General features: G+C 70.4%; 21 protein-coding genes and 1 pseudogene. 13 read left to right on the top strand and 9 right to left on the bottom strand.

From position 1 onward, the window contains the following. Positions 1–27: 27 nt before the first annotated feature. Positions 28–3,483: a pyruvate carboxylase gene (locus H0I76_RS17220; protein WP_200612790.1), complete on the bottom strand. Its 3,456-nt coding sequence runs from the start codon at positions 3,481–3,483 to the stop codon at positions 28–30. A 122-nt stretch (positions 3,484–3,605) separates the two neighbouring features. Here H0I76_RS17220 and H0I76_RS17215 point away from each other — a divergent pair, with 122 nt between their 5' ends. Continuing rightward, positions 3,606–3,770, top strand: coding sequence for a hypothetical protein (locus H0I76_RS17215; protein ID WP_200612787.1), 165 nt, complete (start codon positions 3,606–3,608; stop codon positions 3,768–3,770). Positions 3,771–3,772: 2 nt separating this feature from the next. Beyond that, the gene (locus tag H0I76_RS17210; protein ID WP_200612783.1) at positions 3,773–4,378 is read left to right on the top strand and encodes a DUF2238 domain-containing protein; all 606 of its coding nucleotides are present in this window, start codon (positions 3,773–3,775) and stop codon (positions 4,376–4,378) included. Between the two features lie 63 nt (positions 4,379–4,441). Here H0I76_RS17210 and H0I76_RS17205 read toward each other — a convergent pair whose 3' ends face one another. Next, positions 4,442–4,849, bottom strand: coding sequence for a hypothetical protein (locus H0I76_RS17205; protein WP_200612780.1), 408 nt, complete (start codon positions 4,847–4,849; stop codon positions 4,442–4,444). Between the two features lie 208 nt (positions 4,850–5,057). Here H0I76_RS17205 and H0I76_RS17200 point away from each other — a divergent pair, with 208 nt between their 5' ends. Both H0I76_RS17200 and H0I76_RS17195 read left to right on the top strand, forming a co-directional pair. Continuing rightward, positions 5,058–5,375: a hypothetical protein gene (locus H0I76_RS17200; protein WP_200612777.1), complete on the top strand. Its 318-nt coding sequence runs from the start codon at positions 5,058–5,060 to the stop codon at positions 5,373–5,375. A 114-nt stretch (positions 5,376–5,489) separates the two neighbouring features. Then, positions 5,490–5,945: a YybH family protein gene (locus tag H0I76_RS17195; RefSeq protein WP_200612774.1), complete on the top strand. Its 456-nt coding sequence runs from the start codon at positions 5,490–5,492 to the stop codon at positions 5,943–5,945. A 32-nt stretch (positions 5,946–5,977) separates the two neighbouring features. Here H0I76_RS17195 and H0I76_RS17190 read toward each other — a convergent pair whose 3' ends face one another. The 4 genes from H0I76_RS17190 to H0I76_RS17175 form a co-directional block, all read right to left on the bottom strand. After that, positions 5,978–6,613, bottom strand: a complete 636-nt coding sequence (locus tag H0I76_RS17190; protein ID WP_200612771.1) for a LutC/YkgG family protein — start codon at positions 6,611–6,613, stop codon at positions 5,978–5,980. Beyond that, complete coding sequence (locus H0I76_RS17185; protein ID WP_200612768.1) at positions 6,610–8,031, bottom strand: lactate utilization protein B; 1,422 nt, start codon at positions 8,029–8,031, stop codon at positions 6,610–6,612. Before H0I76_RS17185 ends, H0I76_RS17190 begins: the two co-directional genes overlap by 4 nt. After that, the gene (locus H0I76_RS17180; protein ID WP_200612765.1) at positions 8,028–8,792 is read right to left on the bottom strand and encodes a (Fe-S)-binding protein; all 765 of its coding nucleotides are present in this window, start codon (positions 8,790–8,792) and stop codon (positions 8,028–8,030) included. Before H0I76_RS17180 ends, H0I76_RS17185 begins: the two co-directional genes overlap by 4 nt. A 108-nt stretch (positions 8,793–8,900) precedes the next feature. Continuing rightward, the gene (locus tag H0I76_RS17175; RefSeq protein WP_200612762.1) at positions 8,901–9,683 is read right to left on the bottom strand and encodes a hypothetical protein; all 783 of its coding nucleotides are present in this window, start codon (positions 9,681–9,683) and stop codon (positions 8,901–8,903) included. Between the two features lie 258 nt (positions 9,684–9,941). Here H0I76_RS17175 and H0I76_RS17170 point away from each other — a divergent pair, with 258 nt between their 5' ends. Further along, complete coding sequence (locus H0I76_RS17170; protein ID WP_407704282.1) at positions 9,942–10,610, top strand: 50S ribosomal protein L25/general stress protein Ctc; 669 nt, start codon at positions 9,942–9,944, stop codon at positions 10,608–10,610. Positions 10,611–10,716: 106 nt separating this feature from the next. On the opposite strand, the gene H0I76_RS17165 is transcribed toward H0I76_RS17170, so the two are convergent. Further along, positions 10,717–11,184: a DoxX family protein gene (locus tag H0I76_RS17165; RefSeq protein WP_200612758.1), complete on the bottom strand. Its 468-nt coding sequence runs from the start codon at positions 11,182–11,184 to the stop codon at positions 10,717–10,719. 317 nt (positions 11,185–11,501) lie between these two features. Here H0I76_RS17165 and ileS point away from each other — a divergent pair. The 5 genes and pseudogenes from ileS to H0I76_RS17140 all read left to right on the top strand — a co-directional run bounded on the left by ileS (position 11,502) and on the right by H0I76_RS17140 (position 18,474). Then, positions 11,502–14,424 (top strand): annotated as a pseudogene (ileS, locus tag H0I76_RS17160) (isoleucine--tRNA ligase). Positions 14,425–14,455: 31 nt separating this feature from the next. Then, positions 14,456–14,923: a signal peptidase II gene (lspA, locus tag H0I76_RS17155; RefSeq protein ID WP_407704281.1), complete on the top strand. Its 468-nt coding sequence runs from the start codon at positions 14,456–14,458 to the stop codon at positions 14,921–14,923. Positions 14,924–15,038: 115 nt separating this feature from the next. Further along, positions 15,039–15,752, top strand: coding sequence for a DUF3035 domain-containing protein (locus tag H0I76_RS17150; RefSeq protein WP_200612754.1), 714 nt, complete (start codon positions 15,039–15,041; stop codon positions 15,750–15,752). Positions 15,753–15,817: 65 nt separating this feature from the next. Next, on the top strand, positions 15,818–17,158 hold the full coding sequence (locus H0I76_RS17145) for a M16 family metallopeptidase (RefSeq protein ID WP_200612752.1): 1,341 nt from the start codon (positions 15,818–15,820) through the stop codon (positions 17,156–17,158). Further along, positions 17,158–18,474: a M16 family metallopeptidase gene (locus tag H0I76_RS17140; RefSeq protein WP_234455406.1), complete on the top strand. Its 1,317-nt coding sequence runs from the start codon at positions 17,158–17,160 to the stop codon at positions 18,472–18,474. Before H0I76_RS17145 ends, H0I76_RS17140 begins: the two co-directional genes overlap by 1 nt. A 45-nt stretch (positions 18,475–18,519) precedes the next feature. Here H0I76_RS17140 and ggt read toward each other — a convergent pair whose 3' ends face one another. Next, on the bottom strand, positions 18,520–20,292 hold the full coding sequence (gene ggt, locus H0I76_RS17135) for a gamma-glutamyltransferase (RefSeq protein ID WP_200612750.1): 1,773 nt from the start codon (positions 20,290–20,292) through the stop codon (positions 18,520–18,522). A 232-nt stretch (positions 20,293–20,524) separates the two neighbouring features. Here ggt and H0I76_RS17130 point away from each other — a divergent pair, with 232 nt between their 5' ends. Then, entirely contained in the window at positions 20,525–21,622 is a 1,098-nt protein-coding gene (locus H0I76_RS17130; protein WP_200612748.1) for an alkene reductase, read from the top strand. A 62-nt stretch (positions 21,623–21,684) separates the two neighbouring features. Here H0I76_RS17130 and moaA read toward each other — a convergent pair whose 3' ends face one another. After that, positions 21,685–22,698, bottom strand: coding sequence for a GTP 3',8-cyclase MoaA (gene moaA, locus H0I76_RS17125; RefSeq protein ID WP_200612745.1), 1,014 nt, complete (start codon positions 22,696–22,698; stop codon positions 21,685–21,687). Between the two features lie 195 nt (positions 22,699–22,893). Here moaA and H0I76_RS17120 point away from each other — a divergent pair, with 195 nt between their 5' ends. Together H0I76_RS17120 and hutU are read left to right on the top strand one after the other, a co-directional pair. Continuing rightward, the gene (locus H0I76_RS17120; RefSeq protein WP_200612743.1) at positions 22,894–23,502 is read left to right on the top strand and encodes a glutathione S-transferase family protein; all 609 of its coding nucleotides are present in this window, start codon (positions 22,894–22,896) and stop codon (positions 23,500–23,502) included. 163 nt (positions 23,503–23,665) lie between these two features. After that, positions 23,666–25,363 (top strand): urocanate hydratase, encoded by a 1,698-nt coding sequence (gene hutU / locus H0I76_RS17115; protein ID WP_200612741.1) that lies wholly within the window; start codon positions 23,666–23,668, stop codon positions 25,361–25,363. Positions 25,364–25,414: the final 51 nt, after the last annotated feature.

The raw sequence follows: 25,414 nt of genomic DNA, 5'->3' as shown, positions 1-25,414 counted from the left end.
GCTGTCAAGCCGCGGCGCGCGGGCGCTTCAGCCGCCCAGCACGATCAGCAGGTCCTTGGCGTCCACCTGGGTGCCGGCCGGGGCCACGACGCGCTCGACCACGCCGTCGCGCTCGGCGTGGATCGCGGTCTCCATCTTCATGGCCTCGAGCGTGAGCAGCAGGTCGCCCGCGTGGACATGCTGGCCCGCCACCACCGCGACCGAGCCGACGATCCCCGGCATGGGGGCCGCGACATGGTTGGGGTTGGCGGTGTCGGCTTTCTCGGCGCGCTTGGTCTCGGCGCCGAAGCGGCGGTCCTCGATGCGGATGGTGCGGGGCTGGCCGTTGAGCTCGAAGAACAGCTTGACCTCGCCCTTCTCGTTCGGCTCGGCGATCGCCTGGAGGCGGATCACCAGCGTCACGCCGGGACGCAGGTCGACCATGATCTCCTCGCCCGGCTGCATGCCGTAGAAGAAGGTCGGCGTCGGCAGCACGCGCACCGGGCCGAAGTCGCGCCGCTTGCCCATGTAGTCGAGATAGACCTTGGGATACATCAGGTACGAGCACAGGTCCTCGTCGTCGACCGTGTGGCCGTGCATCTCCGCCGAGGCCTCGGCGCGGCTGGCCTCGAGGTCGGCGGGCGGCATCAGGCTGCCGGGGCGCACGGTGATCGGTGCCGCGCCCTTGAGCACCTTCTTCTGCAGTGCCGGCGGGAAGCCGCCCACGGGCTGGCCGACCTCGCCCTTGAAGAAGGTGACCACCGAATCGGGGAAGGCCACGTCGATCTCGGGGTTCTCGACATCGGCGCGGGTGAGGCCGGCCGCGACCATCGTCAGCGCCATGTCGCCCACGGTCTTGGCGATGGGCGTGACCTTGATCACGTCGCCGAACATGGCGTTCACGTCGGCATAGGTGCGGGCGACCTCGTCCCAGCGGTCCTCGAGCCCCATCGAGCGGGCCTGGGCGCGCAGGTTGGTGACCTGGCCACCCGGCATCTCGTGCAGGTAGACCTCGGCGCCGCCCGCGCGCATGTCGGGCTCGAAGCCGGCATACTGGCGGCGCACGCCTTCCCAGTAGTGCGAGATCTCGCGGATGCGGTCGGGGTCGAGCCCGGTGTCGCGCTCGTGACCCCTGAGCGCCGCCACGATCGAGCCGAGCGGCGGCTGCGAGGTGAGGCCCGAGAAGGCGTCGACCGCGGCGTCGGCCGCGTCCACCCCGGCCTCGGCCGCCGCCAGCACCGCCGCGCCCGAGACGCCCGAGGTGTCGTGGGTATGGAAATGGATCGGGATCGAGATCTCGTCCTTCAGTGCCCGCACCAGCGCGCGGGCCGCGAAGGGCTTCACCAGCCCGCCCATGTCCTTGATGCACAGGATATGGGCGCCGGCACGCTCCAGCTCCTTCGACAGGTCGACATAGTATTTCAGCGAGTATTTGGCCCGGTTCGGGTCGTCGATGTCGCCGGTGTAGCAGAACGCGGCCTCGAGCACCTTGCCCGAGGCGAGCACCGCGTCCATCGAGACCCGCATGTTCTCGACCCAGTTGAGCGGGTCGAACACGCGGAAGACGTCCATGCCCGTCCCCGCGGCGGTCGCGACGAACTTCTCGACCACGTTGTCGGGCAGGTTGGTGTAGCCCACGCCGTTCGACGCGCGCAGCAGCATCTGGGTGAGCGTGTTGGGCATGCGCTCGCGCAGTTCGCGCAGGCGCTGCCAGGGGCATTCCTGCAAGAAGCGGTAGGCGACGTCGAAGGTCGCGCCGCCCCAGCATTCGACCGAGAAGAGCTGCGGCAGGTGATGGGCATAGGATTCGGCCACGCGGATCATGTCGAGCGAGCGCATCCGGGTAGCCAGCAGCGACTGGTGCCCGTCGCGCATCGCCGTGTCGGTCATCAGCAGGCGCTTCTCGGCCAGCATCGCGTCGGCCAGCGCCTTGGGACCCTTCTCGTCGAGCACCTGCTTCCAGCCGCGCGGCGGCATGCCCGCGGGGTGCTTCGGCGGCTGGGGCGTGCGGATCTCGGCCGAGGGGCGCGGTCGGCCCGCCACCTCGGGGTTGCCGTTGACCGTGACCTCGCCGATGTAGCGCAGGAGCCGCGTCGCCCGGTCGCGGCGGCGCTTGAACTCGAAGAGTTCGGGCGTCGTGTCGATGAACTTGGTGGTGTAGCTCAGGTCGAGGAAACTCGGGTGCTTGAGCAGGTTCTCGACAAAGACGATGTTGGTGGCCACGCCGCGGATGCGGAACTCGCGCAGGGCGCGGTCCATGCGGGCGATCGCCTCGCCCGGCGTCGGCGCCCAGGCGGTGACCTTCTCGAGCAGGCTGTCGTAGTAGCGGGTGATCACCGCGCCGGAATAGGCGGTGCCGCCGTCGAGCCGGATGCCGAAGCCGGTGGCGCCGCGATAGGCGGTGATCCGGCCGTAGTCGGGGATGAAGTTGTTGAGCGGGTCCTCGGTGGTCACGCGGCACTGCAGCGCGTGGCCGCGCAGGCCGATCTCCTCCTGCCGGGCGGCGCCGGTCGCCTCGGCCAGCGTCGCGCCCTCGGTGATGCGGATCTGGGCCTTGACGATGTCGATGCCGGTGACCTCCTCGGTCACGGTGTGCTCGACCTGGACGCGGGGGTTCACCTCGATGAAGAAGAACTCCTGCGTGTCCATGTCCATCAGGAACTCGACCGTGCCGGCGCACTGGTAGCTGGCGTGGCGGGCGATCTTCAGGCCCAGCTCGCAGATCTCGGCGCGCTTGGCGTCGTCGAGGTAAGGCGCCGGCGCGCGCTCGACGACCTTCTGGTTGCGCCGCTGCACGGTGCAGTCGCGCTCGTAGAGGTGGTAGATGTTGCAGTGGCGGTCGCCGAGGATCTGCACCTCGACGTGACGCGCGCGCTGGATCATGCGCTCGAGATAGCCCTCGCCGTTGCCGAAGGCGGCCTCGGCCTCGCGCCGGCCCTCCTTGACCTTGGCCTCGAGCTCCTTCGCCTCGAGGATCGGGCGCATGCCGCGCCCGCCGCCACCCCAGCTGGCCTTGAGCATCATCGGGTAGCCGATCTCCTCGGCCATGGCGTGGATCGCGTCCATGTTGCCCTCGGGGTCGGGCAGGACGGGGCTGGCGGGGATGACCGGCACGCCCGCGGCGATCGCGGCCTGGCGGGCCGAGGCCTTGTCGCCCAGCATCCGCATCGTGTCGGCGCTGGGACCGATGAAGGCGATGCCGGCGGCGGTGCAGGCGTCGACGAAGGCGGGGTTCTCGGACAGCAGGCCATAGCCGGGGTGGATCGCGTCGGCGCCGCATTCGACCGCGACGCGCACGATGTCCTCGATGTCGAGATAGGCCGCGACCGGTCCCTTGCCGGCGCCAACCTGGTAGGCCTCGTCCGCCTTGAAGCGGTGCAGCGCGAGCTTGTCTTCCTCGGCGAAGATCGCGACCGTCCGCTTGCCGAGCTCGTTCGCTGCGCGCAGGACGCGGATCGCGATCTCGCCGCGATTCGCCACCAGGATTTTCTCGAAAGTCGTCATCAATGCCCCCCGCAGCCTCGGGTCCAGACTGTCGCTCGTCTATAGACCCCAGCTTGTTCGCGCGCGCAACATAACATGCGCGTGACGGCGCGATTGACAGCATCCGCCTTCCGGCGCGCCGGATGCGACGCTACCCTGTGCGTGCCGCCGATCCCGGCCTGACAGGAGCGCCGATGCAGCTTGTTTATCTTCTGTGGCTGCTGGTGCTGATGCTCTGGCTCAACTGGCGATTCCTGGGCCTCGACCGGCTGACCGCGCGCATCCTGCGCTGGCTGAGAGGGCAGTGAGCATGCGCCCGCCAAGCCCGGCCGAGTGGTGGGTGATCGCCTTCAACCTCGGCTATCTCGCGCTCTTCACCACGCATTTCCTGGCGCGCGGCAATGCCGAGTTCCTCTGGTACATCGTGACGATGGCGGTGCTGATGGGGCTGGTCTGGTGGCTGTCGCGCCGCGTGCTCTTGCCGGTGCCGCTGATGTGGGCGCTGTCGCTTTGGGGGTTCGCGCACATGGCGGGGGGCGGCGTGCCGGTCGGCGAGACGGTGCTCTACGGCGTCACCCTGGTGCCGCTGGTCGCCGATGGCGACCTGACCCTGCTGCGCTATGATCAGGTGGTCCACGCCTATGGTTTTGCCGTGACGGCCTGGCTGGTATGGCGGCTGGCGATCGGCACGGTGCCAGCGATGCGCGGCACGCGCACCGTCCTGGTGCTGGCGGCGTTGTCGAGCATGGGGCTGGGTGCGACCAACGAGATCGTCGAGTTCGCGGCCGTCGTCGCGCTGCCGCAGACCGGGGTGGGCGGCTACTACAACACCGCGCTCGACCTGGTCTTCAACGCGATGGGCGCGGTGCTGGCGGTGCTGGCGATCGCCGCCGTCGAGCGAAACCGCGAAGGCTGAGGGGACGGAGGCGGTGCGAGACGGGGGCGCCGGGGGGACCGGCGCCCGCCGTGCGGGCAGGGTTCAGGCGGCGCGCTTGCCGCGCGCGGTGCCCGTCGCCCGGCCGCTGACATCGGCGCCGCCGGGGCCGCGGCGCGGGGGGCGGCCCTCGGGTAGTTCGGGCAGGGTTACCGGCGGCCCGGCATGGCCAAGGCGCCCGGCGATCCTCCACGCCACCGCCGCGGCGACGGCGACGGCGAGGGACGCGCCGGTGACCTGCGCGATGGTCCCCGGGCCCTGGTCCACGGCCAGCACCTGAGCATAGAACGAGAGCCCGAAGGCGAAGAGCGCGGTGAAGACCAGAGCGATCGCCTCGGTCGGACCGAAGCTCGCCTCGCCGGGCGTGGTGTCGAGCCGGGCGAACAGCGTCCGGCCCGCGCACAGCAGCATCAGCGCTGCGAACAGCAGCCCCGAGCCGTAGATCAGCAACATGGATGGTTCTCCACGGCCCTTCACGCCCCCGCGGGGCCGGCGGCTGCGCCGACGCGCCGCGGTGGACCGAGAACCGCGGCGCCAATCATCTGGTGCTTGCCGCACGGCTTTTGCAAGGGGCCGACGGGCCCGGCGTGCGGATTCGCCTGCGCGGCCACGGGCGTGCTAACCTCCGCGGCAGTCGGGTTTCTTCCGGAGGTGCCGGAGCATGCGCCGCATCGGTTCGATTGCGCGGGCCCTGGTCGCGGTCGCCACGTCCGCGGCGCTGGTGGCGGGCTGTGCGAGCCCGCGCACCAAGGCCGAGCACCGCGCCGCGCTGGACGCCTGCCTCGCCTCGCCCGACCCCTATGGTTCGCCCGCCTGCCAGCGCGAGCAGATCCTGCGCCAGCAGATGGACTACGAGCGGTCCGAGAACGCGTCGATTGCCATGGGCGCCTTCGCGCTCAGCCTGCTCGGCCTTGGCATCTGGGCGGTCGTCGACGACGACAACTGCTGCTACGGCGGCCGCTACTATTATTACCACTGATCCGCGGTGCGCGCCGAAGACGCGCGGGAAAAGCCCGGCATTGTGCTAGGCTGAGGCCCTGCTGGCACCCGGCGAGGGGCCCGCAACCTGCGCGCCTGTGAAAGGAAAAGACCGATGAGACCGATGATTGCCGCGGCGGCGCTCCTGGCGCTGTCGGCCTGCGCGAGCGACATGGGCATGCCTGGCGCGATGGACGGCATCGCCGACAGCAGCGCCCGCTTCGAGGCCGCCTTCAACGCCGGCGACGCCGATGCGCTGGCCGCGCTTTACACCGCCGACGCCGTGGCGCTGCCGCCCGGCGCCGCGCGGGTCGAAGGCCGCGACGCGATCAGGGACCTGTGGCAGGGCGTCTTCGATTCCGGGGTGTCGGATCTGAACCTGACGACCGAATCGATCAGGGACAACGGCGCCAACGCGACCGAGCTGGGCCGCCTGACGCTGACCGCGCCCGATGGCATCGGCGGACGCGTCACCGCATACGGCAAGTACATCGTGCTGTGGGAGCGTGACGGCGAGGGCGTGTGGCGCCTGAAATGGGATATCTGGAACACCCAGGAAGGGCCCGGCTGAGCGCCGGCCCCGCTAGGGGATTTCGGCGCGCCTCAGCCCAGCACGAAGACATGCAGGGCGACCGGCCCGTGGGCGCCGAGCTGCAGCGTCTGGCCGATATCGGCCGAGCGCGACGGCCCGGTGACCAGGTTCACGGTGCGCGGGTCGAGCCCGCGCGCGCGCCAGCCGGCCCACATGTCCTCGAACCCCGCGGCGATGTCGGCGGCGTCGATCACGACGAAATGCGTCTCGCCCAGGAAGGTCAGCGTCACCGGGTTCTCGGGGCCCGAGGCCAGAAGGAGCGTGCCGGTCTCGGCCATGCCCATGCGGGCGCGGCTGAGGGTGGCGGGCTCGTCGAGCCGCCCGGTGCCCGTGCTGCGCTCGACCGGCCCCCAGTCTCGGTCGAACAGGGGGTCGGCGCCGGTGCGGATCGCCGCCGGCAGGTTGCGCGCGCGCAGCTCGGCCGCCAGCGCGGCGGGCAGATCGTCGGCCGTGGCCAGGCGCGAGACGGTGGCGTCGGCGGCGCGGGCCTTGGCGATGAACTGCTCGACCCGCGCGTCGCCTTCGGCCCGGCCCTGCCGGGGGATCGGCGCGCCCTGGCCGCCCGCGAGCCGCGCCTCGACGCTTGCAGGGTCGCCGCCGCCGGTGGCCCGGCGGATGCGGGACAGGATCGTCTCGCGCGCGCTCATCGCTCGCCCCTCCACTGGCTCTGGAACGTGCGCCCCTGGGGCGCGGGGAAGTCGCGATGGGCGGTCCAGCCGCCACCCATCGGCAGCCGGGCGAGCCGGCCCTTGCCCATGGCGGCAAGCGCGAGGGCCCGCGCCGAGGCCGCCGTCACCAGCCGGTAGGCCCATGCCCGGGTGCCGAGGAAGCGCCACGCCGCCAGCCCCCAGCGCGCGGCCGAGGGCGTGAGGTTCTTCTCGAACTCCCGCTCGCGCCAGTGGCGCATCATCTTGGGCAGCGGAATGCGCATCGGGCAGACCGACTCGCAGCGCCCGCAGAAGGTCGAGGCGTTGGGCAGCTGCCCGCCCTTCTCGACCCCGATCAGCGAGGGGGTCAGCACCGCGCCCATCGGCCCGGGATAGACCCAGCCATAGGCGTGGCCGCCGACCGACTGGTAGACCGGGCAGTGGTTCATGCACGCGCCGCAGCGGATGCAGCGCAGCATCTCCTGGAACTCGGTGCCCAGCATGCCGGTGCGGCCGTTGTCGAGCAGCACCACGTGGTATTCCTCGGGCCCGTCAGGGTCCTCGGGCCGGCGCGGGCCGGACGAGAAGGTCGTGTAGACCGTGATCTCCTGCCCCGTGGCCGAGCGCGCCAGCACGCGCAGGACGGTCGAGGCGTCCTCGAGCGTCGGCACGATCTTCTCGATCGAGGCCATGACGATATGGACCCTCGGCAGCGACTGGCTGAGGTCGCCATTGCCCTCGTTGGTCACGATCACCGATTGGCCGGTCTCGGCGATCAGCATGTTGGCGCCGGTGATGCCGACCTCGGCGCCGAAATACTTCTCGCGCAGCACGCCGCGGGCCTCGGCCAGGAGCGAGGGCAGCTCGGCGAGGTTGCGCCCGGGGTCGAGGTGGGTGTGGGCCTTGCGGAACTCGGCCTCGACCTCGGGGACGGTCACATGCACCGCGGGGGCGATGATGTGGCTGGGCATCTCGTGGCGCAGCTGGATGATGTACTCGCCCAGGTCCGTCTCCTGCGCGCGCACGCCGTGTTCTTCGAGGAAGTCGTTGATCCCGCATTCCTCCGAGATCATCGACTTGCCCTTGTTCACGGTCTTCGCGCCCGCCTCGCGGCAGATGTCGAGCACGATGCGCTGGGCGTCCTCGGCCGTCTCGGCCCAGTGGACATGGCCGCCCGCGGCGGTGACCTTGGCCTCGTAGCGCTCGAGATACGCGTCGAGGTTCGCCAGCACGTGGTTCTTGAGGTCGCGCGCGGCGTCGCGGATGTCGTCGAATTCCGGCAGGGCGGCGCGGGCGGCGGCGCGCTTGGCGACGAAGCCCGCCTGGGCGTTGCCCATGGCCGCCTGGATGTTCTTGTTGGCAAGCGCCTCGCGGGCGTTCTGCTTGAATCGGGGCGTGGTGGGGGCGTGGGCGCTCATTTGCCGCCCTCCCCGATCGCCGGGGTGTCGGTGTCGCCGGCCAGCACCTCGACGACGTGGCGCGCCTTCACGGGCTTGCCCTCGCGGCTCAGCTTGCCCGCCATGTTCATCAGGCAGCCAAGATCGCCCGCCAGCAGAAGCTCCGCCCCCGTGGCGGCGATGTCTGCGGTCTTGTTCGACACCATCTTGTTCGAGATATCGGGATACTTGACGCAGAAGGTGCCGCCGAAGCCGCAGCAGATCTCGGGCTCGGCCATCTCGGCGAGGGTCAGCCCCTCGACCGAGGCGAGCAGCTTGCGCGGCTGGTCCTTGATGCCGAGCGAGCGCAGCCCCGAGCAACTGTCGTGATAGGTGGCCCTGGCCGGCACGCGCGCGCCAACGGCATCGATCTCCATCACGTCGGTCAGGAAGCTCACGATCTCGTGGGTCCGGCCGGCGAGGTCGCGCGCGGGCGCCTCCCATTCCGGGTCGCCGGCGAACATCTGGGGGTAATCCTTGATCACCGTCGCCGCGCAGCTGCCCGAGGGGGCGACGACGAAATCGAAGCCCGCCATCGCCTCGATCATCCGCCGGGCCAGCGCCCTGGCGCCGTCGCGATCGCCGGAATTGTAGTTGGGCTGGCCGCAGCAGGTCTGGACCGGGACATGCACGGTGCAGCCCGCCTGCTCGAGCAGCCTGACGGCGGCGAAGCCGACCGAGGGCCGCATCGTGTCGACGAGGCAGGTGACGAGGAGGGCAACGCGGGGCGTGCTCGGCGGCATTGGGAACTCCCTGTTCCGGTCAGTCGGGCGTACCACTTCGCGCGGCCCGGTCCGATGCGGCGATCTGCCCATGGATCGCGCGAAGCGGCGCGCGCGGCAAGCCCCCGTTCACAGACCGAGGAAGACCGCACCGCCCGCCGTGCCGCTGACGAAGATGAAGGTACCCGCCGCGATCGCGTAGCCCCCGGCCGCGCCGATCAGCCCGCCGAGCAGGACGCTGAGCGCGATCTCGGTGGGCGTGAGCTTGCGGATGTTGGGGTCGATGTCGGGCCGCGAGACCGCGCGCGGGTCGCGCCGGCAGACGATGCCCTGCCGCCGCTCGAGCGGGCTTGCGTCGATCTCGTCCGTGGCGACGCCCGTGAGCCCTGCGAGGCCGTCGAGGTCGCGCGGCGTCGGCAGCTGGCCCGAGAGTGTGGCCGCGTTGTCGTCGTAGACGGAAAGCTCGAGCCCGCCGAGCGAGAGCGGCGCCGCGCCTTGCCCGAGCGTGAGGTAGATCTCGCCGCAGTCGTAACCGGCGATCGATTCGACACGGTAGACCCCGGCGGGCAGCCGGTAGACCGCCAGCGCGCCGTCGGCGAAGATCAGCCGCGTCGGGCGGTGTTCGGCCCCGCGCCGGACGGTCAGCACCCCCAGGCGCTGGTCGTCGAGAAGCTCGGGCGGGGCGTTCGCGACGGTCACGCGCAGCGCGGCGAGCCGGCCGCCCGGCGGCGCGGTGAGCGGGGCGTCCTGCCCGCTTTCGTCTTCGGCGCTCTCGCCCGCCCCGCTCCCGGCCGGGGCGTTGATCGCCGTCTCGCTCGCGGCGGGCGGGGCCAGCCCCCTTGGCGGTGGTGCGCAGCCGCCAAGGGCAAGCGCCAGAACCATGACCGTTGCGACGAGGCGGCGGGCAATCATCTGTCCCTGGTCTCTTTGCGTGCTGGGCCGCGCGGCCCGGGGTGCCCCGGGGTTGGTCCCGGGCGGCTCCAGTGATGCATGGGCGCGGCCAGAGTGCAATCCGCGCGTGCGGCAGGGTGTGTCGTGGCGCGCGGATCCGTGCGGATGGGAGCGCGGCGCGCCCGTCGCCCCTTGCAAATGCCGCGGATTCGCGTATGAGGGCGGCTTCCGTGCCGCTTACACCCCTGGAGGATCGGCGCGGAAGGCATGTGAAACGTTATTCCTGGAGAGACACCCATGGCCCAGACGATTGTCCTGGATGCCACTGCGCGTGCCGGTGTGGGCAAAGGGGCTGCCCGCTCGACCCGTCGCGAAGGCATGGTACCCGGCGTGATCTATGGCGGCGGCGACGACCCCGTCACGATCAGCATGAAGCATAACGAGCTTCTGAAGCGGCTCAAGGCGGGCAAGTTCCTGTCGACGCTGATCAAGCTCAATGTCGATGGCAAGGAGCACACCGTGATCTGCCGCGCCGTGCAGCGCGACGTGGTGCGTGACCTGCCGATCCATGTCGACTTCCTGCGTCTCTCCGAGCGCTCGCGCATCAGCCTCTTCATCCCGGTCGAGTTCGTGAACCACGACCAGGCCCCCGGCCTGCGCCGCGGCGGCGTGCTGACGGTGGTGCGCCCCGATGTCGAGCTGAAGGTGCGCGCCGGGGACATCCCGGATCACCTGACGGTGGACCTGACCGGGCTCGATGTCGGCGATGTCGTCAAGATCTCGAACGTCGCGCTGCCCGAGGGCGCCACGCCGACCATCACCGACCGCGACTTCGTGATCGCCAACATCTCGGCGCCGTCGGCGCTGGTGTCGGAAGAGGACGAGGAAGCCGAGGCCGAAACCGAAGCCGAGGTCGAGGCCGAGGCCGAGGGCGACGAGGAGGAATAATCCTCCCCCGGCTCGTCGCGGCACGATCAGGAATTTTGCGCCCCGCCGGATCGCTCCGGCGGGGCGCTTCGCATTCAGGGCCTGGCCGCGCGCGGGATGCGCGGGCTCAGATCTCGCGGCCGATCAGCCGGTCGAGCGACAGGCGCCCGCCGCCGCGGATGGCGAAGAAGCCCGCGACCGTGGCCCACAGCACCGGGTATTCCCAGCCGCCCGAGGTCCAGAAGAAGCCGTTGGGAAGATGCACCGTCGCTGCCACCAGCAGCATCACGGCGATCGCCGCGGCGGCTGGGCGGGTGAGCAGGCCGAGTGCGAGCAGCAGCCCGCCGAAGGTCTCGACCGATCCCGCGCCGAGCGCGGCGAGCAGGCCGTTGGCGAAGCCGAGCTGGGTCTCGAAGAACTGGCCCGTGGCCTCGAGCCCGTAGCCGCCGAACCAGCCGAACAGCTTCTGGGCGCCATGCGGCACCAGGAAGGCGCCGGCGGCGATACGCAGCCCGGCCTCGGCCAGGTCCGAGGTGGCGGCGTAGACGGGGGCAAGCGAGGGGACGAGCGGGCGGGTCTGGGCAAGGCTGGTCATCGGATCTCTCCTGTGAATGCATGTCGTTGCGCAGAGAGATAGCGTGCATGGATAAATCAATAATCAGATAGTTTTCGAAAAGATTATTCTCAATAGGAGAATTTTCAGATCCATTCGCCCGGCGGCTGCCTGTGCCATCGCGTATCTGGACGCCCCGGGTTGCGGCGGCTATAAGGCGCGCCATGACGGAGTGGACGCCCCATCCGCGGCGAATTACGCGCCCGGCCCGCTGACAGGCGGCGCCGGGACCAAGGTGCAGGCGATATGCGCACCAAAAGATCCACACCCATGCTTTCAGCGCTCAGACGAGGCGTCCGATGACCGCCGACACGACCGACACGTCCTTGCCCGACTACAAGGACACCCTGTTCCTGCCCGAGACCGACTTCCCGATGCGCGCGGGCCTGCCCAAGCGCGAGCCCGAATGGCTCGAGCGCTGGGAGGAGATGCGGCTCTACCACCGCCTGCGCGAGACCGCCGCGGGCCGCCCGCCCTTCGTGCTGCATGACGGCCCGCCCTATGCCAACGGGCACCTGCATATCGGCCACGCGCTGAACAAGATCCTCAAGGACTTCGTCGTGCGCTCGCACCAGATGCTGGGCTTCGACAGCCGCTATGTTCCCGGCTGGGACTGCCACGGCCTGCCGATCGAGTGGAAGATCGAGGAGCAGTACCGCGCCAGGGGCAAGAACAAGGACGAGGTTCCGGTCAACGAGCTGCGCGCCGAGTGCCGCCGCTTCGCCGAGGGCTGGGTCGACATCCAGCGCGACGAGTTCAAGCGGCTGGGCGTCACCGGCGACTGGGACGACCCCTACCTGACCATGAGCTTCGACGCCGAGGCGGTGATCGCCGAGGAGTTCATGAAGTTCGTGATGAACGGCTCGCTCTACCAGGGCTCGAAGCCGGTGATGTGGTCGGTGGTCGAGAAGACCGCCCTGGCCGAGGCCGAGGTCGAGTATCACGACCATCAGAGCCACACGATCTGGGTGAAGTTCCCGGTGACGTCGGCCGCCTCGGACGACCTCGTGGGGCTGCCGGTCGTGATCTGGACGACCACCCCCTGGACGATCCCGCAGAACCGGGCGATCGCCTTCAACCCAGCGATCTCCTACGGCCTCTATCGCGTCAGTGCCGCGCCCGAGGAGAACTGGGCGCGGGCGGGCGACACATACCTGCTGGCGGACCGGCTGGCCGAGGAGGTCTTCCGCCAGGCCCGCGTCGAGGGCTTCGAGAAGCTCCGGGCGGTGACGGCCGACGAGCTTGCCGCGATCACTTGCGCGCATCCCCTGCGTGGCCTCGATGGCGCCGCAGGCGAGTGGGACTTAGACGTGCCGATGCTGGCGGGCGATCACGTCACGGATGATGCCGGCACCGGCTTCGTCCATACCGCGCCCAGCCACGGCGCGGACGACTACGAGGTCTTCCTGCGCTACCGGGGCCAGTTCCCCGACCTGAAGATGACCCACAACGTGCTCGAGGACGGCTCGTTCCGGCCCGACCTGCCGTTCTTCGGCGGCGCGGTAATCTTCACCGACAAGGGCAAGGAGGGCGACGCCAACAAGCGTGTCATCGACAAGCTGGCCGAGGCCGGCGCCCTCATCGCGCGCGGCCGGGTCAAGCATTCCTACCCGCACTCCTGGCGCTCGAAGGCGCCGCTCATCTTCCGCAACACCGCGCAGTGGTTCGTCGCCATCGACAAGCCGCTCGACGACGGCAAGTCCGAGCATGGCGAGACCATCCGCGCGCGCGCTCGCCTCGATCGACCATCTGGTGAACTGGGTGCCCCGCACCGGGCGCAACCGGCTCTACTCCATGATCGAGAACCGACCCGACTGGGTGCTGAGCCGCCAGCGCGCCTGGGGCGTGCCGCTGACCTGTTTCGTCCGTCGCGGCGCCAAGCCCGACGCCCCGGACTTCCTGCTGCGCGACGAGCGCGTGAACGCCCGCATCAGCGCCGCCTTCCGCGCTGAGGGGGCGGATGCGTGGTACGCGGAAGGCGCGGCCGAGCGGTTCCTGCGGCCCGATCACGACCCCGCCGACTGGATCAAGGTCGACGACATCCTCGATGTCTGGTTCGACTCGGGCTCGACTCATGCCTTCGTGCTGCGCGACCGGCCCGATGGGGCGTGGCCCGCGGATGTCTACCTCGAGGGCACCGACCAGCATCGCGGCTGGTTCCATTCCTCGATGCTGCAGGGCTGCGGCACGATGGGCCGCGCGCCCTACAAGGCAGTGGTCACCCACGGCTTCACGCTGGACGAGAAGGGCCAGAAGATGTCGAAGTCGCTGGGCAACACCGTTGCCCCGCAGGAGGTGATCAAGCAGTACGGCGCCGACATCCTGCGGCTGTGGGTGGCGCAGTCGGACTACACCGCCGACCTGCGCATCGGCCCCGAGATCCTCAAGGGCACCGCCGACAGCTATCGCCGGCTGCGCAACACGCTGCGATACATGCTGGCGGCGCTGTCGGGCTTCGACGAGGCCGAGCGGGTCGAGCCCGCCGACATGCCCGAGCTCGAGCGGCTCATCCTGCACCGCCTCGCGGTGCTCGATGCCGAGGTGCGCAAGGGCTATGCCGAGTTCGACTACCAGGGCGTGTTCCAGAAGCTCTTCACCTTCGCGACCTCGGACCTCTCGGCCTTCTGGTTCGACATCCGCAAGGACGCGCTCTATTGCGACGCGGCCTCGAGCCCGCGGCGGCGCGCCGCGCGCACGGTGATGGATGCGCTGTTCCGCCGGCTGACCACCTGGCTCGCGCCGATCCTGTGCTTCACCATGGAGGAGGTCTGGCTCGCGCGCTTCCCCGGCGAGGGCAGCTCGGTCCACCTGCAGGACTTCCCCGACACCCCGTCGGGCTGGCGCGACGACGCGCTGGCAGCGAAATGGGCGCGCATCCGCGCGGCCCGGCGCGTGGTCAACGGCGCGCTCGAGATCGCCCGGCGCGACAAGCTGATCGGCGCGCCGCTGGAGGCGGCGCCGGTGCTCTACATCGCCGACCCCGATACGCTGGCGGCGGTGCGCTCGATCGACATGGCCGAGGTCTGCATCACCTCGGCCCTGGAGCTGGCGGGCGACGAGCCCCCGGCCGAGGCGTTCCGCGCCGACGACCCCGCGATCGGCGTGGTGTTCGAGCGGGCCGAGGGCGAGAAATGCGCGCGCTGCTGGCGGGTGCTGCCCGATGTCGGGCATCACGCCAGCGCCGGCGTCTGCGGGCGCTGCGACGCGGTGCTGCGTGGCTGAAGTGCCGGGAACGCGGGCCCGCTCGGGCGCCATCGACAGGGGGCGGGCGGCACGGGCGCTGGTGCTCGTGGCGCTCGCGGTCCTTGCGCTCGACCGACTCAGCAAGTGGCTGGTGGTCGAGGCGCTGGATCTTGCCAACCTGCTGCGCATCGAGGTGGTCCCGCCCTTCCTCAACTTCGTGATGGCGTGGAACCGCGGCATCAATTTCGGGCTTGGCGCCAGCGGCTCGGACACCGCGCGCTGGGTGCTGGTCGGGCTCGCGGTCATCATCTCGGTGGGGCTTGCGGCCTGGGTGATCCGGCGCGGGCGGGTGGCGCTGGCGGCCTTCGGCGGGCTGGTGGTCGGCGGCGCGCTGGGGAATGCCTGGGACCGCGTGCAGTATGGCGCGGTCGCGGATTTCCTGAACATGAGCTGTTGCGGAATCGTGAACCCGTTTGCGTTCAACGTCGCGGACATCGCCATCTTCCTGGGCGCGGTCCTGATCGCATGGAAGGCCTGAAGCGCCCGGCGAGGCCCCGTCGGCGGGGGGCATTGCAGTGCCCGTGCCAAACGCGCAATATGCGCCCGAACGCGGCCCCCGGCCGCGCCGGGCCGAAAGGATCGGAAAGAGAGCCATGACCTTCAGGCGCAGACCGCCCCTCGGAGCCGCCCTTGCCGCGGCGCTGGCCGTTCTGGCCGGGTGCAACAGCTTCGGCGATCCGATCGAGGCGATCGGCGGCCGCCGTCCCGCGCCGGACGAATTCAAGGTGCTGCCGCGCAAGCCGCTGGTGGTGCCCGCAACGGTGGCGCAGCCCGGCGTGCAGCCCGGCCCGCTGCCCACGCCCGAGCCCGGCAAGCCGTCGCCGCTGGACCCCAATCCGCAGCGCGAGGCCGAGGTCGCACTGATGGGCAGGGAGGACGCCGGCCCGTGGCCGACGACCACGACCTCGCTGAGTGCGGGCGAAGCTGCGCTGCTCAGCGCCGCTGACGTGGCCGCGGGTGGCAGCGACATCCGTGTGCAGCTCGAGACCGACCGGCAGGCCGCGGCCGACGCCAAGGAAAACGAGCCTTACGAGCCGCCGACGCTGCTCGAGCTGTTCGGCTTCGGCGACGACGAGGAGGACGAGATCGACCCCGCGGTCGCGCTCGACGCCATCACCGAGTCGCAGCGCCTGCAGCGCGAGGGGCTCCTCGCGCCCAACGATCCGCTGGCGTCGGCCGCGACCGAAGGCGGCAACGAGATCTTCGAGACCGGTGCGCCGCCGAACAATCCGGACATCTATTACGAGTCGCTGGACCGGCGGCCGGCCAATCCGCTGACCGGAAACAACCCGCCGGCCTTCGACTGAGCGCCCGCGCATCCTATGTTAGCGGCGGGCCCGCGATGCGGGCCGGGAACACAGGGAGGATGCGCATGCATTCGGGCATGATCGCGCGCATGGTCGCGCTCGTCGCGTTGCTGCTGCCTGCCGTCGCGACGGCGGCGCAGCCGGTCAGCACGTTCCGGCTGGACAACGGCATGGAGGTGGTGGTGATCGAGGATCACCGCGCCCCGGTCGTCACCCACATGGTGTGGTACCGCGTCGGCGCCGCCGACGAGCCGGCGGGCCATTCGGGCATCGCCCATTTCTTCGAGCACCTGATGTTCAAGGGCACCCACCAGATCCCGGAAGGCGCCTTCTCGAAGGTCGTGGCCGAGAATGGCGGGCAGGACAACGCCTTCACCTCGTGGGACTACACCGGGTATTTCCAGCGCATCGCGGCCGACCGGCTGGGGCTGGTGATGGGGATGGAAGCCGACCGCATGCGCAACCTGGTGCTGAACGAGCGCCTGGTCGCGACCGAGCGCGACGTGATCCTCGAGGAGCGCAACAGCCGCACCGACAACGATCCCGGCTCGCTATTCCGCGAGCAGATGAACGCCGCGCTCTACATGAATCACCCCTATGGCGTGCCGATCATCGGCTGGCGCCACGAGATCGAGGAGCTGGGCCTGCCCGAGGCGCTGGAGTTCTATCGCCGCTACTACGCCCCGGACAACGCGATCCTGGTGGTGGCGGGCGACGTGAACCCCGAGGCGGTGCTTGAGCTCGCCAAGACCCATTACGGATCGATCGCGCCCTCGAACAACCCGCCAGACGCCCGCCCGCAGGAGCCGCCGCAGCTGGCCGCGCGCCGGCTCGAGATGCGCGACGCGCGGGTGCGCCAGCCCTATGTGATGCGCCAGTACCTGGTTCCGACCTACGAGGCGGAAGCCCCGGGGACGGCCGCCGCGCTGTCGGTGCTGGCCAACGTGCTGGGCAAGGGCATCACCTCGCGCTTCTCGCAGCAGATCGAGATCGCAGACCGGATCGCGGTGTCGACCGGCGCCTTCTACAACGACAGCGCCCGCGACCGGACGGCCTTCACGATCTACGGCGTGCCTGCCCCGGGCCACACGCTGGCCGAGGTCGAGGCCGCGCTCGACGCCGAGATCGCGCGCCTCGTGGCCGAGGGTCCGACCGAGGAGGAGCTGGACCGGATCAAGCGCAAGACGCGCACCGACCTGATCCACGCCCAGGACGACGTCGCGGGGCTCGCGCGGCTCTACGGCTCGGCGCTGGCGGTGGGGCTGACGGTCGAGGATGTCGAGGGCTGGCCCGACCTGATCGACGCGGTCACGGCCGAGGACGTGCGCGCGGCGGCCGAGAACTGGCTGCTGCCCGCGCACTCGGTCACCGGCTATCTGATGGGCACGGACGGGGAGGCCGGCTGATGGGCATGATGCAGCTTTTCACCCGCGCAGGCGCCGCGCTTGCCGTGGCGGCGGCGCTGGTCGCGGCGCCGGCGGCGGCGATCGAGATCGAGGAGGTCACGAGCCCCGGCGGCACCACCTTCTGGCTGGTCCAGGAACAGGCCGTGCCGCTGGTCGCCGTCGAGATCAGCTTCGCCGGGGGCGCGCGGCTCGACCCCGCAGACCGGCCGGGGCTTGCGAACATGATGGCGGCGTTGCTCGAGGAAGGGGCGGGCGATCTCGACGCCACCGCCTTCGCCAAGGCGGCGGACGAGCTGGCCGCGCGGTTCGGCTTCGGCGCCGGTCGAGACAACGTGACGGTGAGCGCGCGGATGCTGGCCGACGATCTTGATCGCTCGGCCGCGCTGCTGGCGCTGGCGCTGGCCGAGCCGCAGTTCGACGCGAACGCGGTCGAGCGCGTGCGCGCGCAGATCCTGTCCAAGCTCGCCTCGGACGAGACCGACCCCAACGCCGTGGCAGGCCGCCTTTGGTTCGCCCGCGCCTTCGACGGCCATCCCTACGCCCGGGACACCGACGGCACGCCCGAGTCGGTGAAGGCGATCACGCGCGACGAGCTTGCCGCGGCGCAGAAGCGGCTGATGACACGCGGGGCCGCGACCGTGGCGGTGGTCGGCGCGATCGACGCGGCGCGTGCCGGCGTGCTGATCGACACCATCCTCGCAGGCCTGGACGAGGGCGACCCCCCCGATGCCGCGCGCGCGCCCGAGACGCCGCCCGCGGGGGTCGAGATCGCCGAGCTCGACGTGCCGCAATCGGTGGCGATCTTCGGCCAGAAGGGGTTGCCGCGCGACCATCCCGACTTCATCCCGGCATATGTGATGAACCACATCCTGGGCGGCGGGGGCTTCTCGTCGCGGCTGATGGAGGAGGTGCGCGAGAAACGTGGGCTGGCCTATGGCGTCTATTCCTACCTGGCCAATTACGAGGACGCGGACCTGATCCTCGGCAGCGTGCAGACGGCGAATGACCGCATTGCCGAGAGCCTCGAGGTGATCCGCGCCGAGTGGCGCAGGATGGCCGAGGAGGGAGCCACGGCCGAGGACCTCGATGCCGCCAAGCGCTATCTCACCGGCGCCTTCGCCCTGCGCTTCGACTCGAACGCCAAGATCGCGCGTTTCCTGGTCGGCGCGCAGGAGGAGGATCTGGGGCTCGACTACATCAACATCCGCAACGACCTGATCGAGGCCGTCACGCTCGATGACATCCGGCGGGTGGCGAAGATCCTCGATCCCGACGGGCTCTCGATCGTGGTCGTGGGCAAGCCCGCGGGGCTCTGAGCCGCCGCGCCCACGCCATCCCGGCGGCGCCCCGTGGGGGCGCCGTCAGTCGCCCAGCGCCACGCCCTCGCGCCGGGGGTCGGCACCACCCTCCCAGCCATCGGCCGTGCGCGTGATGATGTGCAGGCCCGAGGTCATCTCGGCCTCCTCGACCGTGTGGCCCATGGCCTCGAGCCCCGCGACCAGCGCCGGGTCATGGGCGCCCGCCTCGAGCACGACCGCGTCCAGGTTGCGCTGCGAGACATGGCCGCGCGCCGCTGCCGCGGCCGGGTCGAGCCCGTGGTCGAGGATCGCGACCAGGGCGCCGGCCACGTATTCCGGGATGCGCGAGCCGCCGGGCGAGCCCGCGATCACCGCGGGCGTGTCGAGCTCGCCAAGGCGGTAGACGATGGTCGGCGCCATCGACGAGCGCGGCCGCTTGCCCGGCCCCGGCGCGTTGACGATCGGTGCGCCGTCCTTGCCGACGGGGCGGAACGAGAAGTCGGTCAGTTGGTTGTTGAGCAGGAATCCCCCCGCCATGCGGCCCGAGCCGAAGGCGGTCTCGATCGAGGCGGTGATCGAGAGCGCGAGCCCCTCGCCGTCCACCACCGACAGGTGCGTCGTCCCCGGCCGGCCGAGCTGGCGGTCGGGTGCGTGCAGCGCGCTCTCGCGCCACGGCGGCGTGCCGGCCTCGGCCTCGCCGGTGCTGGCCGCGAAGCGCGGGATCATCTTCGCGCGCCCGCGAAGGTAACCGTCGTCCATCAGGCCCCTGAGGGGCACGCGGATCTGGTCGGGATCGGCGAGGTAGCGCGCCCGGTCGGCATAGGCGAGCCGCGAGGCCTCGGCGAAATGGTGCCACAGGAGCGTGCCGTCGAGGCGCAGGCCCCGTGTCCCCGCGCGGTCCATCAGCCCCAGGATCTGCCCCACGGTGGTCGCGCCCGAGGATGGCGGACCCATGCCGCAGACCCGCCAGGCCTCGTGGTAGTCGATGCAGACGGGCGCGCGCTCGATCACCTCGTAGGCGGCGATGTCCTCGACGGTGAGCCCGCCGGGGCGCGGCTCGCGCGCCACCGACGCGACGATCTCGTCTGCAAGCGGGCCGCCGTAGAACGCGTCGGCGCCGTCGGAGGCAAGGCGCGCCAGCGTGTCGGCGAGCGCGGGCTGGCGCAGCAGCGTGCCCGCCGCGAGCGGCGCGCCATCGGGCAGGAATACCGCCGCGGCCTCGCTTGCGGCCAGCCGGTCGGCGAATGCCTGGACCGACGCGGCGAGGCGCGGGCTCACCGGGAAGCCGTCGCGCGCAAGGGCGGTCGCCGGGGCGAACAGCTCGGCCCAGGGCAGCCGGCCATAGCGCGCATGCAGCACCGCCATCAGCCGCGGCAGGCCAGGCACGCCGACGGAATGGCCCGAGGCGACGGCGTCGAGGAACCCGAGCGTCTCGCCGCCCTCGATGAAAAGCTCGGGCGTCGCGCTCATGGGCGCGGTCTCGCGCGCGTCGAAGCTGGTCAGGGCGCCCCCGCCATGGACCAGCGCGAAGGCGCCGCCGCCGAGGCCGCTCGACTGCGGCTCGACGACGTTGAGCACCAAGAGCGCCGCGATGGCGGCATCGGCGGCCGACCCGGCCCGGCGCAGCATCTCGAGCCCGGCCTCGGCCGCGAGCGGATGCGCGGCGGCAATCATGTGGCGGCTGGCACGCGCAAGCGGGGCGGCGATGCGTGGGCTCGCGGTCTCGGGGTCGGCGCGCGTCTGGGCTGCGGCGGGCAGCGCCGGGGCGGCAAGGCATAGGGCCAGGGCCACGCCGCACAGGCGGCGCAGGGCGGAGCGGGTGCGGCGCGTCGTCATCGACTTCCTCGCTGGGGCGGGAGGTAGGGAGCAGACAGTCTGAGGCGCGTTCGGAGGGCGATCAAGCGCGTCAAGAGGTGCGGCCTTTGCCATTTTGGCAAAAGTGAATGCGCGAATTCGTCAACTCGAAAACTGTTGAGATGAATGGTTCGGATCATATCTCCCGCGCTCCGACGGGGTCGGCGCCCGAGTGGCGCACTGGCCTCGCAACTGGCCGAGAAGGAGATCGCAGATGTCCGGCACCGACGCCCTCTTCCAGCCCATCAGCATTGGCGCGATCGACGCGCGCAACCGCGTGCTGATGGCACCGCTCACCCGCAACCGCGCGCAGGCCGACGCCACCCCGAAGGCGATGGCAGTCGACTACTACCGCCAGCGCGCCTCGTCCGGCCTGATCATTACCGAGGCCACGCAGGTCTCGGCCATGGGCAAGGGCTATATCGACACCCCCGGGATCCACGAGCCCGCCCATGTCGAGGCCTGGCGCAAGGTGACCGACGCCGTGCACGCGGCCGGCGGCAAGATCGTCCTGCAGATGTGGCATGTCGGCCGGATCAGCCATACCTCGCTGTTGCCGGGCGGGGCCGCGCCGGTCGCGCCCTCGGCGATCCGCGCGAGGACCCAGACCTTCACGCAGAACGGGTTCGAGGATGTCTCGGAGCCCCGTGCGCTCGGCACCGACGAGATCCCCGGGCTGGTGGCCGATTTCGTCCGCGCCGCCAAGAACGCCATCGCCGCCGGCTTCGACGGCGTCGAGGTCCACGCCGCCAATGGCTATCTGCTCGACCAGTTCCTGCGCGAGGGGATCAATCAGCGGACCGACGCCTATGGAGGTTCGGTCGAGAACCGGATCCGGCTGGTGGTCGAGGTGACCGAAGCGGTGGCGGCTGCGATCGGGGCCGAGCGGGTCGGTGTGCGCGTCTCGCCCTTCAGCAACTTCAACGATATCCCGACCGAGGGGGCGGAGGAAACCTTTGCGGCGCTCTATCCCGCGCTCGACCGGCTCTCGCTCGCATATCTCCACGTGGTCGAGGACGGCGAGGGCTCGCCCCAGACCGAGGCTGAGGCGCAGGCGCTCGAGAGACTGCGCCCGCTCTGGTCTGGCGTCTACGTCGCGAATGGCAAGTTCGATGCGGCGCGGGCGGCTGACTGGATCGGCCGGGGACGTGCCGACGCCGTCAGCTTTGGCCGCCCGTTCATTGCGAACCCGGACCTGCCCGAACGCTTCCAGCGTGGGGCTGCCCTCAACCAGCCCGACAAGGCGACGTTCTACGGCGGGGGCGCGAAGGGGTACACCGACTACCCGACGCTCGATCAGCAGGCCGCCTGAGCGTCAGCCATAACGACCAAGCCCCGGCCATTGGCCGGGGCTTTTTTGCATTGGCCGGTATCTCAGCCGCCCGTGACGCTCATGTGGCGGCCGACCTGGCCGTGCACCTCCTGGCGCGAATAGTCGAAATCATGGCCCTTCGGCTTTCGCGTGATCGCCTCGCGGATCGCCGCCTCCAGCACCGCGTCGTCGCCCGAGGCGCGCAGCACCGCGCGCAGGTCGGCATCGTCATCCTGGCCCAGGCACATGTAGAGCTGGCCGGTGCAGGTCAGCCGCACGCGGTTGCACGATTCGCAGAAGTTGTGGCTCAGCGGCGTGATGAAGCCGATGCGCTGCCCGGTCTCGGTAACCCGCGCATAGCGCGCCGGCCCGCCGGTGCGGTAATCGGTATCGGTCAGCGTCCAGCGCGCCTCGAGGTCGCGGCGCACGTCGTCGAGCGAGTAGAACTGGTCCAGCCGGTCCTCGCCGTCGAGCTCGCCCATCGGCATCACCTCGATGAAGGTGAGATCCATGCCGCGCTCGCCGCACCACTCGACCATCTGGTGGATCTCGTCGTCATTGGTGCCGCGTAGCGCCACGGCGTTGATCTTGACCGCGAGCCCGGCCTCCTGCGCCGCGTCGATGCCCTGCAGCACGTCCGAAAGCCGCCCCCACCGGGTGATGGCGCGGAACTTCGCCTCGTCGAGCGTGTCGAGCGAGACATTGACCCGCCGCACGCCGCAGTCACGCAATGCGCCGGCATGGCGCGCCAGCTGCGAGCCGTTGGTGGTGAGCGTGAGCTCGTCGAGCCCGGCGCCCAGGTGCCGGCCCATGCGTTCGAAGAACCACATGATGTTCTTGCGCACCAGCGGCTCGCCGCCGGTGATCCTCAGCTTGCGCACGCCCAGCCGCACGAAGGTTGAGCACAACCGGTCCAGTTCCTCCAGCGTGAGCAGGTCGCGCTTGGGCAGGAAGGTCATGTGCTCGGCCATGCAATAGACGCAGCGGAAATCGCAGCGGTCCGTGACCGACACCCGCAGATAGGTAATCGCCCGCTGGAACGGGTCGATCAGCGGCGGTGTCGCGACGGCGTCCATGTCTCCTCCCGGGCTTATCTGTCCGGAACTTAAGCCCGCGCCGCCGCTTCCGCAATTCCCGAGCGCAATGCTCGCGCTTTCACCGCGGGATGCGGGTTTCCGTCTGGCGGAAATTCGTGCTTCCCTTTGACAGCCGCGCACCGCGCCGCTTAGCTCGGCGCTTCCGCTTTTGGCCACACCCTCCCGGAGGTATCGATGATTCTGTACGGCCGCGACCTGTCGCCCTATGTCCGCCGCGTCGCGATCTGGTGCGCGCTGCAAGGCCGCGAGATCGAGCGCCGCCCGCTGGCCGCGACCGACCCCGAGGAATCGAAGGAGATCGCCAAGGTCCATCCCGGCACGCGGGTGCCGGCGCTGGTGCTTGACGATGGCACCGTGCTGGTCGACAGCTGGGCGATCTGCGACTGGCTGGACGAGGAGGCGGGCGACCGGCGGCTGGTGCCGGCCTCGGGGCTGGCGCGGCGCGAATGCCTGCGGCGCATCGGGCTGGCGACCGCCACGGCCGAGAAGGCGGTGGCCATGGTCTACGAGAAGAACCGCCGCCCCGAGGCGCTTCACTGGGCCGACTGGCAGGCGCGCGTGGCGGGGCAGGTGCGCGGCGCGCTCGGCGCGCTCGAGGCAATCGCCCCGGCCGACGGCTTCTTCGGCGGCGCTGCGCCAGACGGCTCGGACATCGCGACCGTCTGCGCCTACCAGTTCGTCGAGGCGACCAATCCCTGGCTGCTCGACCCCGGGTTTCCACGTCTCGCGGCCCTGGCCGGGCGCGCGATGCAGATCGACGCGGTGGCACAGACCCGCCCCTGACGAGGGGCGGGCGCGTCCGGGCGGGGGGAAGTGATGGATTTTTTATGTATGGACAAAAGAAGCGAATCTGGCTACATAACGTGACGCCGCTATGCGCCCCGATTCAGCGGGCCGCGCCGCGCGGCGGCATCCGCAGCGTCCCGACGACCCAGAGGAGAGCGCCATGACCAATCCCCGCCTCAACCGGCGCGATGTCTTTCCGCCCACCGGCCCCGAGATCAGCGCCAAGTCCTGGCTGACCGAGGCGCCGATGCGGATGTTGATGAACAACCTGCACCCCGACGTGGCCGAGAACCCGCACGAGCTGGTGGTCTATGGCGGCATCGGCCGTGCGGCGCGCACCTGGGACGATTTCGACCGCATCGTCGGCGCGCTGAAGGCGCTCGAGGCCGACGAGACGCTGGTCGTGCAGTCGGGCCGCCCGGTCGCCGTGGTCAAGACCCACGCCGACGCGCCGCGCGTTCTGATCGCCAATTCCAACATCGTGCCGCACTGGGCGAACTGGGAGCACTTCAACGATCTCGATCGCAAGGGCCTGATGATGTACGGCCAGATGACGGCCGGGTCCTGGATCTACATCGGCAGCCAGGGCATCGTTCAGGGCACCTACGAGACCTTCGCCGAGGCCGGGCGCCAGCATTACGGCGGCGATCTGAGGGGCAAGTGGATCCTGACCGCGGGGCTCGGCGGCATGGGCGGTGCCCAGCCGCTCGCGGCGGTGATGGCAGGGGCCTGCTGCCTCGCGGTCGAATGCGACGAGACCCGCGCCGATTTCCGCATCCGCACGCGCTATGTCGACGAGAAGACCCGCAGCCTTGACGAGGCGCTGGCGATGATCGAGCGCTGGACCAAGGCGGGCGAGGCCAAGTCGGTCGCGCTGATCGGCAACGCCGCCGACGTCTTCCCCGAGATCGTGCGCCGGATGAAGGCGGGCCTGCCGATGCCGAACGGCCGGCCCGACATCGTGACCGACCAGACCTCGGCCCACGACCCGGTCCATGGCTACCTGCCCCAGGACTGGAGCGTGGCCGAGTGGCGCGAGCGGCAGGAGAGCGACCCGAAGGCGGTCGAGCGCGCGGCGCGCGCCAGCATGCGCGTGCATGTCGCCGCGATGGTCGATTTCTGGAATGCCGGCGTCCCCACCCTCGACTACGGCAACAACATCCGCCAGGTCGCCAAGGAGGAGGGGCTCGAGAACGCCTTCGCCTTCCCCGGTTTCGTGCCCGCCTATATCCGCCCGCTGTTCTGCCGCGGCGTGGGGCCGTTCCGCTGGTGCGCGCTTTCGGGCGACCCCGAGGACATCTACCGCACCGATGAGGCGATGAAGCGGCTGTTCCCCGAGAACGAGCATCTCCACCGCTGGCTCGACATGGCGCGCGACCGCATCGCCTTCCAGGGCCTGCCCGCGCGGATCTGCTGGATCGGCCTGGGCGAGCGGCACCGCGCGGGGCTGATGTTCAACGAGATGGTGGCCAAGGGCGAGCTGAAGGCGCCGATCGTGATCGGCCGCGACCATCTCGACAGCGGCTCGGTCGCCAGCCCCAACCGCGAGACCGAGGCGATGAAGGACGGCTCGGACGCGGTCTCAGACTGGCCGCTGCTGAACGCGCTGGTCAACACCGCTTCGGGCGCGACCTGGGTCAGCCTGCATCACGGCGGCGGCGTCGGCATGGGCTTCAGCCAGCACGCCGGCATGGTGATCGTGGCCGACGGCACCGAGGCCGCGGCCCGGCGGCTCGAGCGGGTGCTGTGGAACGACCCGGCAAGCGGCGTCTGGCGCCACGCCGATGCGGGCTACGAGATGGCGCTTGACTGCGCACGTGAGCATGGGCTGCGCTTGCCCGCGATCCTCGGAAACTGAGGCCCGAAGCTCCGGCGACGGATCGCGGGGCGGATCATCACGACTGGCATG

Origin of the sequence: Thermohalobaculum xanthum, from assembly GCF_016623495.1 — a bacterium.
In the GTDB taxonomy this organism is placed as follows: Bacteria; Pseudomonadota; Alphaproteobacteria; order Rhodobacterales; family Rhodobacteraceae; genus Thermohalobaculum; species Thermohalobaculum xanthum.
Note: the sequence above shows the minus strand (reverse complement) of the source record. Positions and strands in the feature narration are given on the sequence as shown.